General features: G+C 75.7%; 14 protein-coding genes. 4 read left to right on the forward strand and 10 right to left on the reverse strand.

Translation table 11 applies throughout. The features are described from left to right. Positions 1-63: 63 nt before the first annotated feature. The 10 genes from nudC to WIS52_RS13475 form a co-directional block, all read right to left on the reverse strand. Positions 64-1,122: an NAD(+) diphosphatase gene (gene nudC, locus WIS52_RS13430; protein ID WP_349298548.1), complete on the reverse strand. Its 1,059-nt coding sequence runs from the start codon at positions 1,120-1,122 to the stop codon at positions 64-66. After that, complete coding sequence (locus tag WIS52_RS13435) at positions 1,119-2,534, reverse strand: M16 family metallopeptidase (protein ID WP_349298549.1); 1,416 nt, start codon at positions 2,532-2,534, stop codon at positions 1,119-1,121. The genes nudC and WIS52_RS13435 overlap by 4 nt, the downstream gene beginning before the upstream one ends. Beyond that, on the reverse strand, positions 2,531-3,943 hold the full coding sequence (locus WIS52_RS13440; protein WP_349298550.1) for a M16 family metallopeptidase: 1,413 nt from the start codon (positions 3,941-3,943) through the stop codon (positions 2,531-2,533). Before WIS52_RS13440 ends, WIS52_RS13435 begins: the two co-directional genes overlap by 4 nt. Before the next feature lie 46 nt (positions 3,944-3,989). Then, positions 3,990-5,264 (reverse strand): aldehyde dehydrogenase family protein, encoded by a 1,275-nt coding sequence (locus tag WIS52_RS13445; RefSeq protein ID WP_349298551.1) that lies wholly within the window; start codon positions 5,262-5,264, stop codon positions 3,990-3,992. Positions 5,265-5,463: 199 nt separating this feature from the next. After that, a complete protein-coding gene (locus tag WIS52_RS13450) occupies positions 5,464-6,183 on the reverse strand; it encodes a class F sortase (RefSeq protein ID WP_349298552.1) in 720 nt (239 codons plus the stop codon). Positions 6,184-6,201: 18 nt separating this feature from the next. Continuing rightward, complete coding sequence (locus tag WIS52_RS13455; protein WP_349298553.1) at positions 6,202-7,167, reverse strand: DUF4142 domain-containing protein; 966 nt, start codon at positions 7,165-7,167, stop codon at positions 6,202-6,204. Between the two features lie 103 nt (positions 7,168-7,270). Next, positions 7,271-8,134, reverse strand: coding sequence for an exodeoxyribonuclease III (locus WIS52_RS13460; protein ID WP_349298554.1), 864 nt, complete (start codon positions 8,132-8,134; stop codon positions 7,271-7,273). Positions 8,135-8,138: 4 nt separating this feature from the next. Continuing rightward, positions 8,139-9,083 (reverse strand): transketolase family protein, encoded by a 945-nt coding sequence (locus WIS52_RS13465; protein WP_349298555.1) that lies wholly within the window; start codon positions 9,081-9,083, stop codon positions 8,139-8,141. Next, positions 9,083-9,775 (reverse strand): transketolase, encoded by a 693-nt coding sequence (locus WIS52_RS13470; RefSeq protein ID WP_349298556.1) that lies wholly within the window; start codon positions 9,773-9,775, stop codon positions 9,083-9,085. The genes WIS52_RS13465 and WIS52_RS13470 overlap by 1 nt, the downstream gene beginning before the upstream one ends. A gap of 223 nt (positions 9,776-9,998) precedes the next feature. After that, positions 9,999-10,997 carry a potassium channel family protein gene (locus tag WIS52_RS13475; protein ID WP_349298905.1) on the reverse strand — a complete coding sequence of 333 codons (999 nt, stop codon included), beginning with the start codon at positions 10,995-10,997 and terminating at the stop codon, positions 9,999-10,001. A 174-nt stretch (positions 10,998-11,171) separates the two neighbouring features. Between WIS52_RS13475 and WIS52_RS13480 the strand changes: the two genes are divergently transcribed. The 4 genes from WIS52_RS13480 to WIS52_RS13495 are packed head-to-tail and all read left to right on the forward strand — an operon-like array spanning position 11,172 to position 15,158. After that, positions 11,172-12,245: a sensor histidine kinase gene (locus WIS52_RS13480; protein ID WP_379611463.1), complete on the forward strand. Its 1,074-nt coding sequence runs from the start codon at positions 11,172-11,174 to the stop codon at positions 12,243-12,245. Next, positions 12,242-13,111, forward strand: coding sequence for a LytR/AlgR family response regulator transcription factor (locus WIS52_RS13485; RefSeq protein WP_349298558.1), 870 nt, complete (start codon positions 12,242-12,244; stop codon positions 13,109-13,111). Before WIS52_RS13480 ends, WIS52_RS13485 begins: the two co-directional genes overlap by 4 nt. Beyond that, positions 13,108-13,494 (forward strand): hypothetical protein, encoded by a 387-nt coding sequence (locus WIS52_RS13490; protein ID WP_349298559.1) that lies wholly within the window; start codon positions 13,108-13,110, stop codon positions 13,492-13,494. The genes WIS52_RS13485 and WIS52_RS13490 overlap by 4 nt, the downstream gene beginning before the upstream one ends. Beyond that, positions 13,491-15,158, forward strand: a complete 1,668-nt coding sequence (locus tag WIS52_RS13495) for a sodium/solute symporter (protein WP_349298560.1) — start codon at positions 13,491-13,493, stop codon at positions 15,156-15,158. The genes WIS52_RS13490 and WIS52_RS13495 overlap by 4 nt, the downstream gene beginning before the upstream one ends. The last annotated feature ends 61 nt before the right edge of the window (positions 15,159-15,219 follow it).

The following is a 15,219-nucleotide window of genomic DNA, read 5'->3' on the forward strand; positions in this document are numbered from 1 at the left end:
CCCACCACGGAGCACGGCGGCCCGGGGATCCGATCCCCGGGCCGCCGTCGTGTGCGGGCCTCATCAGCCCCCGGCGGCGGCCCAGGACTCGAGCATCGTGCGCGCGATCGACACCCGGCCGGGGAGCATGACGACCGGCCCGGCCACCGGGTCCGCGGCGTCGGCGGGGTCCGGCCCGCTCCCCCAGTCGCCGCGGGCCAGCGCCGCCCGCAGCTGCGCCCGGGTGATCCACAGCGCGTCGGCGATCTCCCCCTCGGCGGGCCGCAGCGGGACCTCCGGGTCGCCGATCGCGTGGAAGCCGAGCATCAGCGAGCGCGGGAACGGCCACGCCTGGCTGCCCAGATAGCGGACGTCGGACACCGCGATGCCGACCTCCTCGCCGATCTCGCGGTGCACGCAGGCCTCGAGCGACTCGCCGGACTCGACGAACCCGGCCAGCACCGAGTAGCGGCCCTCCGGCCAGACCGGCTGGCGGGCCAGCAGCACCCGGTCGGCGCCGTCGTGCACCAGGCAGATGATCGCCGGGTCGGTGCGCGGGTACTCCTCGTGCCCGTTCCCGCAGATCCGGGCCCAGCCGGCGTTGTGCGGGCGGGTCGGGGTGCCGTCGACCGCGCAGAACCGGGCCCGGTCGTGCCAGTTCAGGGTGGCGACGGCGCCGGTGAGCAGCCCCGCGCCGAGCGGGTCGAGGACGGCACCCGCGGCGCGCAGGTCGGCCCACTCGCCCTGCTCGCCGGCGAACACGTCGCTGTCGGCGGTCTTGCCGGTGTCGGCGCGCATCGCCCAGTACGGGACGCCGTCGGACTCCCCGAGCAGCACGGCCTCGGCCGGCGGGGCGGCGGCCAGGTCGAGCCCGGCGCGGGTGCGGATCCGCCCGTCACGCCCGGCCGCGTCGTCCCAGGCGGCGGCGTCGGTCTCGCGGAACTCGCGGCCGGGGCGGACCAGCCAGTCCACCGGGGTGCGGCCCGCGTCGTCGACGACGACGACCCGCGCCTTCGGCCAGGAGTCCCGCACGTAGTCCGGGTCCAGGCGCAGGTTCTCGTCCCGGACCAGGGCGTTGCGGGACAGCACCGGGTCGGCGGTGAGCGCGAAGTCGCCGGGGGCCGAGCTGCTCGTACCGCTCATGCGCCGCACCCCGCCCGGGCCACCCCGCCCAGGGCCTCCAGCCGCGCGCCGAGGACCTCGGCGTCGCCGACGACGACACCGGTGAACCGGGACGGGGCGAACAGCTCCGCCGCCGCGGCCGCGACCTGGTCGGTGGTGACCTCGGCGAGGTGCCGCGGCCGCTCGCGCAGCCAGTCGACGCCCAGGCCCACCGCGTCGAGCGCGGACAGCGTCCCGGCCAGCGCGGACTGGCTGTCCAGGGAGATCAGCAGCGAGCCGACGGCGTACTGCCGGGCCGCGGCGACCTCCTGCTCGCTCGGCGGCACCGCGATCATGCGGCCCAGCTCGTAGCGGGTCTCCAGCAGCGCGGCGGCGGTGACGTCGCCGGCGCAGTCGGTGTCGAGACCGAGCACGGCGCCGCCGGGGACGAACTCCTGCCCGGAGTGCGCCCCGTAGGTGTAGCCCTTGTCCTCCCGGACGTTCTCCATCCAGCGGGAGGAGAAGTAGCCGCCGAACACCAGGTTCGCGATCTGGAAGGCCGGGTAGCGCGGGTCGGTGCGGTCGATCCCCGGCGCGGTGAGCCGGATCTGGGACTGGACCGAGCCGGGCCGGTGCACCAGCGCGAGGTCCCCGGGTACGGGCGCGGGCGGGGCGGAGAGCTCGCGGGCCGCATGCGCCCCGGTCCAGCCACCCAGCCGGCGGGCGGTCTCGGCGACGGCCTGCGCGGGGTCGATGTCGCCGACCAGCACCAGGCGGGCCCCACCCGGGACGACGGCGTCGGCGTGCAGCTCCCGGACCCGGTCCGGCGTCACCGCGGCGACGGCCTCGGCGGTGGGCAGCTCGGAGACGATCGGGTGGTCGCCGAACCGTTTGCGCTGCAACGCCTCGCGCGCGACGGTCCGGGGCTGGGCGCGGGCGACCGCGATCCGCTCGACGAGCCGGGACCGCTCACGGGCGACCTCGTCGTCGGGGTGCGTGGCACCGGTGAGAACCTCGGCGAGCACGTCGAGCACGGTCGGCAGGCCGGTCGCGAGGGCGGACCCGCCGATCTGCAGCCACTCCGGGTCGACGCTGACACCCAGCTCCCCGCCGACCGCGGCCAGCTCGTCGTCGAGCCCGACCCGGTCCCGTGCGGCGCTGCCGGTCAGCAGGGTCTCGCCGAGCACCTCCATGCCCGCGGTCCAGCCGGCGTCGGCCCTCGTGTGCGGGGAGGCGGCGGGGACCCGCAGGACGGCCTCGACCAGCGGGACGCCGGGGCGGTGCGCGGCCAGGATCGTCAGCCCGTTCGGCAGGGTCTCGGTGACGACGTCGGGCAGCGGCACCTCGCGGGTCCGGCCCAGCTCCGGGAGCGCCCGCGGGCCCTTCTCGGTACGGCCGATCTCCTCGGCGCTGCGGTGTGTACCGGCACTGCGGTGGGTGCGGGTGGCGGTCACCGGGTGCTCCCGTCGTTCTCGGTGGCGTTCTCGGTGGTGACGTTCTCGGTGGTGGTGCTCTCGGTGGTGCCGTCGTCACCGGTGCCGTCGTCGCCGCCCGGTTCGACGAGCAGCACGGCGCGGCCCGCCGAGCGCAGCCGGGCTGCCGCGGCGGCGACGTCGGCCGGGGTCAGCGCGGCGAGCCGGGCCGGCAGCTCCAGGGTCAGTTCGGCGCGGCCGAACAGGAGCTCGCGCGCGCCCAGGCCGAGCATCCGGAACATCACCCGGTCGTCCTCGCGGTGCAGCGCCGCGGACCAGCGCGCCGACTGCCGTTCCAGCTCCTCGGCCCCGGGGCCCTCGGCTGCCAGCCGGTCCAGCTCGTCGTCGACGGCGGCGGTCACCTTCTCCGGGGCGACACCGGCCGGGTGCACCGCGGTGATCGTGAAGGTGTCCGGGTCGCGGGCGTCGAACGAGCCGCCCATCAGGCCGTTGGACGCCGACACGTCGGTGACGAGCCCCTCCCCGTCGGCACCGCCGTGCACCAGGCGGCGCTGCAGCCGGGCGGCCTCGCCGTCGGTCAGGACCGAGGCGAGCATGGCGTGCGCCAGGTAGGCGCCGGGGTCGGCCGACGGGTCGGGCACCCGGTAGCCGAGCGCCAGCGCGGGCAGCGGGGCGTGCGCGTCGGTGACCACCTGGCGGCGCTCGGCCCCGGGCACCGGCTCGGCGAACGACGGGCGCTGCGGCACCGGCCGGGCCGGGATGTCACCGAAGTGCCGCTCGATCAGGTCCAGGGTGCCGTCGACCCCGTGCGCGCCCAGGTCACCGTGCACGGTGACCAGCGCGTTGCCGGGCGCGTAGAAGGTGTCGAAGAACGCGGCGGCGTCGTCCAGGGTCGCCTGCTCGAGCTCGGAGAAGTCGCCGTAGCCGTTGTGCGCGTTGGGGAACGTGTCGTAGAGGACCGGCGGCAGCAGGATCCACGGGAACCCGCCGTACGGTCTGTTGTGGACGTTGAGCCGGATCTCCTCCTTGACCACGTCCACCTGGTTGCGCAGGTTCTCCTCGGTCAGCTTCGGCGCGCGCAGCCGGTCGGCCTCCAGGAACAGCGCCCGCTCCAGCGCGGCGCCGGGCAGCACCTCGAAGTAGTCGGTGTAGTCCTGGTGCGTCGATCCGTTGAAGATCCCGCCGGACGCCTGCACCTGGCGGAAGTGCTCGAGCTTCTCCAGGCTCTCGCTGCCCTGGAACATCAGGTGCTCGAACAGGTGCGCGAACCCGGTGCGGCCCTCCGGTTCGGACCGGAACCCCACGTCGACGTGCACCGAGACCCCGACCACCGGGGTGGTCGGGTCCGGGACGACGAGCACCCGCAACCCGTTGGACAGGGTCGCGCGGTGCAGTGCGAGGGCGGGGCTTCCGATCTCGGTCAGGGACACGCCAGCGAGGCTATCCCGCACCCCCGACAGCCTGCTCGATCGCGGTTCAGGCCGGGGGCAGCACGACGAACTGGCGCAGCCCCAGATCCCGGTAGGTGACCGGGCCGCGCGGGCCCGGGGTGCGGTCGACGTTGATCCCGGTCTCGGGCAGCCCGAGCAGCTTGTAGCCGTCGAGCAGCCGGGAGGTCGTGTTCCAGAACACGCCGGTGCCGGTGGAGCGGTCGATGAACCGCTGCGCGGCGGTCTCGTCGGACGCGCAGATGGTGGCGGCCAGCCCGGAGGTCTCCCGGGCGGCCGTGTCGGCGGCGTCGTCCGGGCCGTCGACGGGCGCGACGGTCACGTGCGCCTCGGCGCCGGAGTCCAGCGCCCACTCGTGCCCCAGCGGGTGCGCGTGCGGCGGCTCGGACAGCGTGATGCCGCGGGCGTCGAGGGCGGCCCGCGCGACCGGCAGCAGGGTGTCGTAGACGGGCCGGTCGATCAGCAGCAGGTTGAGCCGGTTGCAGACGCCGAGCCGGTCGGTCGAGTCGGTGACCAGCCGGGTGACGTCGGCCTCGGTGGCGCTCGCGTCGAGGTAGAGCACCCCGCCGCCGTCGGCGTGCGCGAGGACCCGGGTGCCGGCGGTCGCGCCCAGCATCGACAGCCGGCGGGTGACCTCTCCGGAGCCGCGGACGACGACCAGCGGCACCAGGTCCGGCAGCCCGACCAGCGCCTCCGCCCCGGCGTGCCCGGGCAGCGGGACCAGCGCGACGGCGTCGCCGGGCAGTCCCGCGCTCTCCAGCGCGGGCCGCAGCACCATCTCCACCAGCGCGGTCGCGCTGCCCAGCGCCGCCGACCCGGTGCGCAGGACGGCCGCGCTGCGGGCCTTGAGGACCTGCGAGGCGACGTCGACGGTGACGTTCGGCCGGGCTTCGAAGACCGCGCCGATGACGCCGACCGGGATCCGCCGCTCGAACACCCGCTCGCCGGTCTCCAGGGTCCGGACCGGCCGCTCGGTCGGCGGCTCGGGCGTCGCGGCGAGCACCTCCAGCTGCATCGCGATCCCGGCGAGCCGCTCCTCGTCGAGCCGCAGCCGGTCGAGCAGGCCGGCCGCCATGCCGTTGCGCTCGGCGGCGGCGACGTCGGCGGCGTTGATCTCGAGCAGCTCGACGGCCCGGTCGCGGATCAGCGACGCGGCGGCGCGCAGGGCGTCGTCGATCCGGCCCTCGCCGGCGGCGCGGACGGCCGGGGCGGCTGCCCGGGCGCGCTGTGCGGCCTCACGGACGGCGGCGAACTCCGGGGCCTCGGGTGCGGACTCGTCGGATGCGGTGACGGTGCTGCTCACGCCGGTCAGGGTAGGCGCCCGGGATCACCGCTCCGACCGGGTATCCGTACTGACGGTGCGCGGCCTCACGGTGCGCGGCGCGGAGCACGCCCGTGCCGCTCGGCCGGAGCCACCGCGCGGTGCGCCCGCCGAGATGCGGCTCAGCGGGCCTGTGGAGATCGGGAGCGCCCGCTGAGGTGCATCTCGGCGGCGCGACGGCTCAGCCGGCGGCGCCGGGGACGGCGTAGACGACGATGTTCGACTCGTAGCTGCCCGCGACGGGGTCGAACACGCCCCCGCAGGTGATCAGCACGAGCTGCGGCGGCCCGTCCCGGCGGAACACCTCGCCCGGGAGCTCGTACTTGCCGTACTCGCGGCGGGCGGTGACCCGGTAGGTGACCGCGCGGCCGTAGGAGTCGCGGACGACGACCGGCTCGCCCGTCGTGAGCTCCGGCAGTACCGCCAGGACGCCGAGGCCCTGGCCGGCGGAGTCGACGTGCCCGGCGAGCACCGCACTCCCGGCCCGGCCACCGGGCAGGACGCCCGGGGCCCACCAGCCGACGGTGTCGATCTCCTCCGGGATCACCATCCCGCCGTCCGTGCCGGTACCGACCGGCTCCACCGGGGCGGTGATCCCGCGGGCCGGGAGTTCCAGGACGTCCGGCAGCAGCGGGCGTGCTGCCCGTGCGGCGCCCTCGGGAAGGACCGGATCCGCCGCCGTCACACGGCCGGGGCCGGTGCGGTCACCCGCCCCCGCCGCGGGATCGCCCGGCTCGGCCCCCGCCCGCGCGGCGGGGACCGAGCCCAGGTCCTCCGAGACGAGTCGCGGCCCGTCGCCGAGCGCGAGGCCGCCACCGGCGCCCAGCAGGGCCGTGCCCAGGACGAGCAGCGCCGCGGCCCCACGGACTCCGCCGCGGGGTCGCCGGCGCCGATGTCTCACGCGCGTCTCACCGTCGTCTCACGCGCGCGAGCGGCGCAGCCGGATCAGGCCGGCACCGATCAGGGCGACGCCCGCCGTGCCGAGGGCCACCGGGAGCAGTGCGTCCGACGTCGACGACGCGGCCTGGCCGCCGGTGCCGGCGTCGACGGCCGGGGCGCGGCCGTCGGAGGCCCCGCCGTTGCCGGAGCCGTTGCCGGAGCCGGAGCCGTTGCTGCCTTGGCCGGTGCCGGCGGCGCCGTCCTGGCCCGCGCCGGACTCCGGAGCGGCGGCCTGGCCGGCGCCGTCACCCGAGCCCGCGCCGTCCCCGGAGCCGGAACCGTCATCCGAGCCCGAGCCGTCACCCGAACCCGAGCCGTCGCCCGAACCTGAGCCGTCGCCCTGGGCCTCGCCCGGCGTCCCGGCACCGGCCGCGGCCGCCGCCTCGTCCAGCCGGGTCTTGAGCTCGCCGAGACCGGTCAGCTGCTGCTCGGCCGCCGCGCGCTGGTCGTCGGGCAGTCCCGGCACCTCCAGCAGGCCGCTGACCTGGTCGTTCAGCTGCCCGACCTCGGCCTGCGCGGCCTGCAGCCAGCCCTGGTCGAACTGTTCGCCGGTACGGGCGGCGACGTCGTCGACCTGCGCCTGGACCTCCGGTGAGACCTGGTCGGGCAGCGAGATCTGGGCCGCGGAGGCGAGGCCGCGCAGCCGCTCGGTGATCTGCTGTCCCTCGCCCTGGACCTGCGGCGCGAGGTCCTTGACCTGGTCGCCGACGCCCTGCTCGATCCCGATGCCGCCGAGCGCGGCCAGGCCGAGCGCCTTCTGCTGCGCGTCGCCGAACGCCTGGCGGGGGTCGCCGACGCCCGGGATCTCGGTCGGCACGCCGTCCGGCAGCGACGGCACGTCCCCGCCCGAGCACGCGGTGAGACCCGCCAGCGCCACGGCGGCGATGCCGGCGCCGACGCGGCGGCGGACCCGCGTCCTCGTGGTCGTGGTGGTCGCTGAAGCCATGTTGATCCCCCGGGAGTAGCCGTTCACTCTCGGGGAGTTACCAGCGTTGCGCCGAACACAGCAACCCGAAACACACCATAGGTCGGACCGGGACGACGAATGGCTATTTCCTCCCGACCAGCGGCGCGGGCGACGACGGCGGCGGCACCACCGGCCCGAGGTCGCCGTCGGGTGCGTCGTCGAGGTCGAGGACGACGGGAGCGTGGTCGCTCGGGGCCTTTCCCTTGCGTGCCTTGCGGTCCACCCAGACCGCGGCACGGCGCCCGGCGGGGCCCGATCCGGCCAGGACGAGGTCGATCCGCATGCCCTGGTCCTGGTGGAACCGCCCGGCGCGGTAGTCCCAGTAGGTGAAGACGCGGTCGTCGGGCCAGCGCTCCCGCATCACGTCGGACAGGCCGGTCCCCTCCAGCTCGGCCAGGGCCGCGCGTTCCTGCGGCGTGACGTGGGTGGCGCCGTCGAACGCGGGCCGGTCCCAGACGTCGTCGTCGGTGGGGGCGATGTTCATGTCCCCGGCCACCACCGCCGTCGCCGGGTCGCCGGCCGCGACCATGTCCCGCAGCGCGCCCAGCCAGCGCAGCTTGAAGGGGTAGTGCGGATCCTCCGGGGCGCGACCGTTCGGGACGTACACCGAGGTCACCCGCAGCCCGCCGCAGGTGGCGGTGATCGCCCGCGCGTCCGGCCCGGTCTGCCCGCCGTCGGTGAAGACGGGCTCGCCGGGCAGGCCGCGCACGACGTCGTCGCACCCCACCCGGGACAGGATCGCGACCCCGTTCCAGCGCCCCTCCCCGTGGTGCGCGACCGCGTAGCCGCGCTCGGCCAGCGGGTCGTCGAAGGCGGCGGCGAAGTCGTCGTCGGAGAGCTTGGTCTCCTGCAGGCAGACGACGTCCGGTGACCGCTCGTCCAGCCAGGGCAGCAGGCGGGGCAGCCGGGACTTCGCCGAGTTCACGTTCCAGGTGGCGAGACGCACCGGGTCAGCCTAGGAGGAACTGCTCGACCGAGCGCCGGACACCCGCGACGTCGAGTCCGTGCGCGGCGTCGTGCTCGGCCACCGTGCCGTAGCGGCGGAGCTCGGCGCGCCCGACACCGAGGCCGAGCACCCGGTGCCGGATCCCGGACAGCGCCTCGGCGACGTACCGGGTCGAGGTGCCCGCCAGGTACGGCTCGACCAGCACGACGTCCGGCTCGGTCAGCGTCTCCCGCAGGGTCGCCGCGTCGAACGGCCGGACGGTGGGTGCGTAGAGGACCGTGACATCCAGCCCGTCGACGGCGGTCAGCGTCCGGTCCGCCGTCGGCCCGACGGCGACGACGGTGCCGCGGCTCCCCCGGCGCAGCACGGACATCCCCGGCCCGGAGCCGAGCGGCGCGGCGTTCAAGGTCCCGGCCAGCCGGACGTACACCCGGTCGTCGCCGGGCAGTGCGTGCCGGATCAGCGTCTCGGCCTCGTCTGCGTGGCCGGGGACGTGCACGGTCCAGCCGTCGAGGGTGTCCAGCAGCGCCACGTCGCGGGAGCCGAAGTGGGTCTCCCCCGCGGTCGGCATGTCGTAGGAACCGCCCGCCGAGACGAGCACGGCGCCGACGTCCTGGTGGCCGAGGTCGAGCTTGAGCTGCTCGTAGGGCCGCTCGACCAGGAACGGCGCGAAGGTGTGTACGAGCGGGCGCATCCCGGTCAGGGCGAGGCCGCCGGCGGTCGAGACGAGCAACTGCTCGCGGATCCCGACGTTCACCACCCGGTCGGCGATCCCGGGCGGCAGGTCGACGTAGCCGGCGCCGATGTCGGCGAGCAGCGCGACGACCCGCGGGTCGGACGCGACGAGCTCCGGGAGCAGCTCGTAGAAGCGTTCTCGCTGGTCAGAGCTGCGGAGCGGGGTGCGGTGTGGGGGGTGGTGCGTATCGGTGTGCAGAGCAAAGGCGGTCATCAGCGGGCCCCGTTCTTCGACTCGACGCGCGCGACGACGGCCAGCGGCCGGCCGTCGTGCGGCGTACTGAAGGCGCGGTACAGGTCGTCGTGGTCGCGCCCGTCGGCGTCGACGGCCGTCCAGCCCTCGACGGCGAACCGTGCGGCGATCCCGCCGGGCCAGCCGTGGGTGGCCGAGGAGTTGTCGACGACGACGGCGGTCAGCCGGTCCAGCCCGGCGCGGGCGGCGTACTGGATCGCCTCGGCGTTGGACCCCTCGTCGAGCTCGGCGTCCCCGAGCAGGACGACGGTCCGCGCGTCACCACGGCCGGACAGCCGCAGCCCGAGCGCGGTGCCGACGGCGAGTCCGAGCCCGTGCCCGAGCGAGCCGGAGGAGATCTCGACGCCGGGCACCAGCGTGCGGTCCGGGTGGTGGCCGAGCCGGGAGTCGTAGCCGGCGAACCCGTCGAGCTCGGCCGGGTCGAGGAAGCCCTGCGCGGCGAGCACCGCGTAGAGCGCCATCGGGCCGTGCCCCTTGGACACGAGCAACCGGTCCCGGTCCGGATCGTCCGGCCGGGCGGGGTCGACGCGCAGGACGGAGTCGTAGAGGACCCGCAGCACGTCGAGCGTGGACGTCGCGGCGGGTTCGTGCTTCTCGTCGCCGGTCATCCGGGTCAGCAACCCGTCGACGACGGCGGTATCGGTGGTCGTCATGCGACCACCGTGTTCCCTAAAGCCGACTTCAGGTCAAGGGTGTGGTGCTCAGTGCTGCTGCTTCGGCCGTCGGCCGCCCGGCCTCAGTGCTGCTGCTTCGGCCGTCGGCCGCCCGGCCTCAGTGCTGCTGCTTCGGCCGTCGGCCGCCCGGCCTCAGTGCTGCTGCTTCGGCCGTCGGCCGCCCGGCCTCAGTGCTGCTGCGCCTGCCGTCGGCCGCCCGGCCTCAGTCCTCGTCCGGCGGGGTCGCCTTGCGCACGTAGAGCAGCTCGTCCCCGCGCTCCAGCGCGTCGACCCGCGCCGAGTCGACCCGGTGCAGCGTCCCGTCGCGGACGACCCCGAGCACGATGTCGGGCAGGTGCCGCGGCGAGCCGCCCAGCTCGGTCGGCTCGACCGGGCGCTGCGAGATGGCGAACCCGGCGTCCGGGGTGAGCAGGTCCTCCATCACCTCGACGACGGCGGGCGACCGGGTCGCGACGCCCAGCAGCCGGCCCGCGGTCTCGTCCGCGACGATCACCGAGCTCGCCCCGGACTGGCGCAGCAGGTGCACGTTCTCCGTCTCGCGCACCGCGGCCACGATCGAGATCGACTTCGACAGCTCGCGGGCGGTGAGGGTGACCAGCACCGCGGTGTCGTCCCGGTCCAGCGCGACGACCAGGGTGGTGGCCAGGTGCACGCCGGCGATCCGCAGCACCGCCGAGCGGGTCGCGTTGCCCGACACCGTCACCAGGCCCAGCCCGGACGCGACGTCGAGCCGGGACCGGTCGGTGTCCACGACGACGATCTTCTCCGGCTCGACGCCGTCGCCCAGCAGGGTCTCGACCGCGGCCCGGCCCTTGGTGCCGTAGCCGACGACGACGGTGTGCTCGCGCACGCGCGACCTCCAGCGCTGGATCCGGTACGACTGCCGGGACCGCTCGGTGAGCAGCTCGACCGTCGTCCCGACGAGGACGATGAGGAACAGCAGCCGCAGCGGCGTCACCACGGCGATGTTGACGGCCCTGGCCGTGGCGCTCACCGGGACGATGTCGCCATAGCCGGTCGTCGACAGCGACACGGTGGCGTAGTACAGCGCGTCCAGCAGGCTGATGTCGCCGGTGCCGTTGTTGTCGAGGTAGCCGTCCCGGCCGATGTAGACGATCGAGGTCGTCACCGCCAGGGCCAGCAGGGCGATCACGATCCGGACCACGAGCGCGCGGATCGGACCCGACCGCCGGTCGGGCATCCGCAACGCGCCCTCGACCTGCGGGTCGGGGGTCGCCAGCCGGGAGGAGCCGATCACGCACGGCAGGCTACGCCGCGGCCGACCTGCGGGCCCTATCCTGACCGGGTGCAGGCCGAGGGTGACTCCGAACGGGGTGCCCGCGCGCCCGCGGGGCGGACCGGTCTGCGGCCCCGCCTGACGGGCCGGTTCCGGGCGGCGCAGGCGCACGGGACGGCCGATCGGCCGGACCCCACCGAGGTGCTGGACGCCGGTGTGGCCGTCGCGGCCGGGCTGCGCGAGCCCGCCGGGTCCCCGGCCGCCGTCGAGGCGCTTCGCCGGCTCGCCGGGCTGTGCGGGGCGAACGCCGTGGGCCTGCTGCGGTCGGGGCAGGACACCGGCTGGTGGGGCCCCGACCGCGAGGCCGGCGTCGCGCTGGGGCTGCGCGCCGCGACGACCCGGCGCCGGATGTCCGAGGGGGGCCTGCTGGCGCTGCCGGTCGTCGTCGACGGCGCCGACCCCGTCGACGACCGGGTTCCCGTTCTCGTGCTCGGCGGCGAGGTCCCGACGACGGCCGCCCGGCGGGTCGCCGGGTTCGTCGCCGACGCGCTGGAGCGGGCGCGGCTGGAGGCCGGCGCGGCGGCGGCCGACGCCGCGCTGCTGCGGGAGCTGCGCGCGCAGATCTCCCCGCACTTCGTCTACAACGCGCTCACCACGATCGCGTCGTTCGTGCGCTCGGACCCGGCCCGCGCCCGGGACCTGCTGGAGACCTTCGCCGAGTTCATCCGGCACTCGCTGGCCGCGCGCGGCGACTACACCTCCCTGGCCGGCGAGTTCGCCTCGGTCGAGGCCTACCTGACGCTGGCCCGCGCGGTGCTCGGCGAGCGGCTGCGGGTGCAGGTCCGGGTCGCTCCCGAGGTGCTGCCGGTGCCGATCCCGGTGCTCGCACTGCAGCCGTTGGTGGAGAACGCCGTGCAGCACGGCGTCGAGCGGACCCCGGACGGAGGACTGGTGCAGGTCAGCGGCGAGGCCGAGGCGGACGTGTGCGTGATCGCGGTGGAGGACGACGGGCCCGGGATGAGCCCCGAGCACGCCCGGGCCGTCCTCGCCGGCACCGCCGAGGGGGCCGGGCTCGCACTGGTCAACGTCGACCGGCGGCTGCGCGCGGTCTACGGTCCCGAGCACGGCCTGGTCATCGAGACCGCTCCCGGTGCGGGGACCCGGATCGTGCTGCGGGTCCCCCGGTTCCAGCCCGGGGTGGTGGCACGATGACCCGGGGCGGTGGCCCGGTGGGTGGCGTCACGGCGAGCGGCGAGCAGCTCCGCGTGCTCGCGGTCGACGACGTCGCGCCCGCCCTGGACGAGATCTGCGCGCTGCTGGCCGACGCCCCGGACGTCGGCACGGTCGCCCGCGCCGGGGACGCCGTCGAGGCGTTGCGCGCGATCCCGGCGGGCGCCTTCGACGCCGTCTTCCTCGACATCACCATGCCCGGGATGGACGGCCTCGAGCTCGGCGGCGTGCTCGCGGCGATGGCCGACCCCCCCGAGATCGTGTTCGTGACCGCGTTCGAGGAGCACGCCGTCGCCGCCTACGGGCTCGGCGCGGTGGACTACCTGCTCAAACCGGTCGGCGCGGACCGGCTGGCCGACGCGCTCGCCCGGGTGCACCGCGCGCGGGCCGGCCGCTCGGCCGCGAGCGCGGCGCCGGACGAGCCGCCCGCGGGCCCCGAGCCCGGTCCACCCCGGGTGGACGAGCTGGCGGTGCTCCCGGTCGAGCTGGCCGGGAGGACCCGCTACGTGCGCCGCGAGGACGTCCGGTTCGCCGAGGCGCACGGCGACTACGTGCGGCTGCACACGCCGTCGGGCTCGCACCTGGTGCGGATCCCGCTGTCCCGGCTGGAGGAGCACTGGGCGGCGCACCGGTTCGTCCGGGTGCACCGCAGCTTCCTGCTCCTGCTGCCCGCGGTGCGCGAGCTGCGCAGCGACGCCGGCGGCGGACTGCTTGCCCACACCGACGCCGGCGACGTCCCGGTGAGCCGCCGGCACGCCCGCGAGCTGCGCGAGCAGCTGATGGCCGCCGCGACCTCCGGCGCGCTCGGCACGGCCGACCGGCCGGCGCCGGACCGGGGCCCGCGGTGAACCGCCCGCGCCGGGTCGCGGTGTCCGCACCGCCGGGCTCCGGCCCGCGGGCGCGCCCGCTCCCGGCGCGGCCGACCCCGGACACGCTGCTCGAACCGGGACGCGCCGCGCAGGCGCGGGCGGTGCGCCGGGCCCAGCTGCGCCGGGCCGGGTGGACCCTGGCCTGCGGGGCGGTGCTGCTGCTCGGGGTGCCGGTGCTGTTCTGGCTCGCCCCGGGCCTGACGCTCACCCGCGCGCTGGGCCTGCCGGTCGGCTGGATGGTGGTGGCGTTCGCGCCGTACCCGTTGCTGGCGCTGCTGGCCTGGTGGCACCTGCGGGCCGCGGAACGACTGGAACGACCGGACGGGCCCGGCGGTACCGAGAACGGGACCGACCACCGGTGACGGCCGCGGCCGTCGTCGCGCTGCTGCTGGTCACCGTCCTCATCGGGGCCCGCGGCGTCGCCGCGATGCGCACGACGTCGGACTTCCTGGTCGCCTCCCGGCGGACCTCGCCGATGCTCAACGCGGCTGCGGTCTCGGGTGAGTACCTCTCGGCGGCGTCGTTCCTCGGCGTCGCCGGTCTGGTGATCAAGGAGGGCACCGGGGCGCTCTGGTACCCGGTCGGGTTCACCGCCGGCTACCTGCTGATGCTGGCGCTGGTCGCGGCGCCGATGCGGCGGACCGGGGCGCTGACCGTGCCGGGGTTCGCCGAGGCCCGGCTGGGGTCGCGGTCGCTGCGCCGGTTCTGCGCCGTGGTCGTCGTGGTGATCGCGGTGCTCTACCTGGTGCCACAGATCGTCGCGGCCGGCCAGCTGCTGACGCTGGTGTCCGGTGTGGACTACTGGGTGGGCGTCGTGGTGTCCGGGCTGGCCGTCGGGGTGACCCTGGCGCTGGGCGGGATGCGCGCCGCGACCTACGTCCAGGCGTTCCAGTTCGCGCTCAAGCTGCTGCTGTTCGCCGGACCGGCGATCTTCCTGCTGCTGCTCGCCGGGCCGCAGCTGCGTGCGGAGATGGCGGCACCGCCGGAGTTCACCCACTTCACCCGCGAGACCCCGGTCGACTTCCGGCTGGACACCGACCTGGTGCTGACCGCGCCGACCCTCGTCGCGATCGACGGGGTGCCGACCGAACTCGGCCGCGGCGGGCACGAGGCACGGGCGGACCAGGTCTGGACGTTCCCGGCCGGGGCACCGGTGCCCGAGCTCGGCGGGGACCGGGCGTCACTGCCGGTGCCCGGCGGCGAGGACTGGGCGCTGCCGCTGCTGGGGACCGGCGACACCACGCCGGTGCTCGCGACCTGGTCGGTGCTGGTCGCGACGGCACTGGGAACGATGGGGCTGCCGCACATCATCGTCCGGTTCCACACCAGTCCGGACGGCCGGGGCGCGCGACGGACCGCCGCGATCACGGTGGCGATGCTGGGCGCGTTCTACCTGTTCACGATCGTCTACGGGTTGCTCGGCACGGTGCTGACCCCGGAGCTGTACCTGTCCCAGGGCACCGACACCGCGATCGTCACGCTGCCGGGCCGGATCACCGAGGGCGGTACGGCGGCGACGCTCACGGCGCTGCTCACCGCGGGCGCGTTCGCCGCCTTCCTGGCCACGTCGCTGGGGTTGCTGCTCGCGCTGTCCGGGGCGCTGGCGCACGACCTGATGCCGAGCGGGCTGCGCCGGTTGCGGCTGACCGCGCTGGCCGCCTCGGCAGCCGTCGTCCCGGCGGCGCTGCTGATGGTGCGGGTGGACATCAGCGCGGCCGTGACCTCGGCCTTCACCGTGGCGGCGTCGACGTTCTGCCCGTTGCTCGTGCTCGGGCTGTGGTGGCGGGGGTTGACGGCCCGCGGGGCCTACGCAGGAATGGTCACCGGACTCGCCTCGTCGGCCGGCGCCATGGCGCTCGGCGCCGCGCTCGCGCTGCCGGGCACGGCGGGGATGCTGCTCGCCCAGCCCGCGCTCTGGTCGGTCCCGCTGGCCTTCCTGGTGATGATCGTCGTGTCGCTCGGGGACCACGTCCCGCCGTGGGCGGAGGACACGATGCTCCGCCTCCACCTGGCCGACCGCGACTGACAAAACACAGGACTCCGACGCTGTCAAGACCGTTGGTCGAGGCATGGCGCGACCGATCGTC

Source organism: Pseudonocardia nematodicida (assembly GCF_040105385.1).
Taxonomy (GTDB): domain Bacteria; phylum Actinomycetota; class Actinomycetes; order Mycobacteriales; family Pseudonocardiaceae; genus Pseudonocardia; species Pseudonocardia nematodicida.

Coding starts and splice junctions, on each gene's coding strand:
- nudC (WP_349298548.1), bottom strand. CDS start 1,122: ATGAGCGGTACGAGCAGCTCGGCCCCCGGCGACTTCGCGCTCACCGCC.
- WIS52_RS13455 (WP_349298553.1), bottom strand. CDS start 7,167: ATGGCTTCAGCGACCACCACGACCACGAGGACGCGGGTCCGCCGCCGC.
- WIS52_RS13465 (WP_349298555.1), bottom strand. CDS start 9,083: ATGACCGCCTTTGCTCTGCACACCGATACGCACCACCCCCCACACCGC.
- WIS52_RS13470 (WP_349298556.1), bottom strand. CDS start 9,775: ATGACGACCACCGATACCGCCGTCGTCGACGGGTTGCTGACCCGGATG.
- WIS52_RS13475 (WP_349298905.1), bottom strand. CDS start 10,997: ATGCCCGACCGGCGGTCGGGTCCGATCCGCGCGCTCGTGGTCCGGATC.
- WIS52_RS13485 (WP_349298558.1), top strand. CDS start 12,242: ATGACCCGGGGCGGTGGCCCGGTGGGTGGCGTCACGGCGAGCGGCGAG.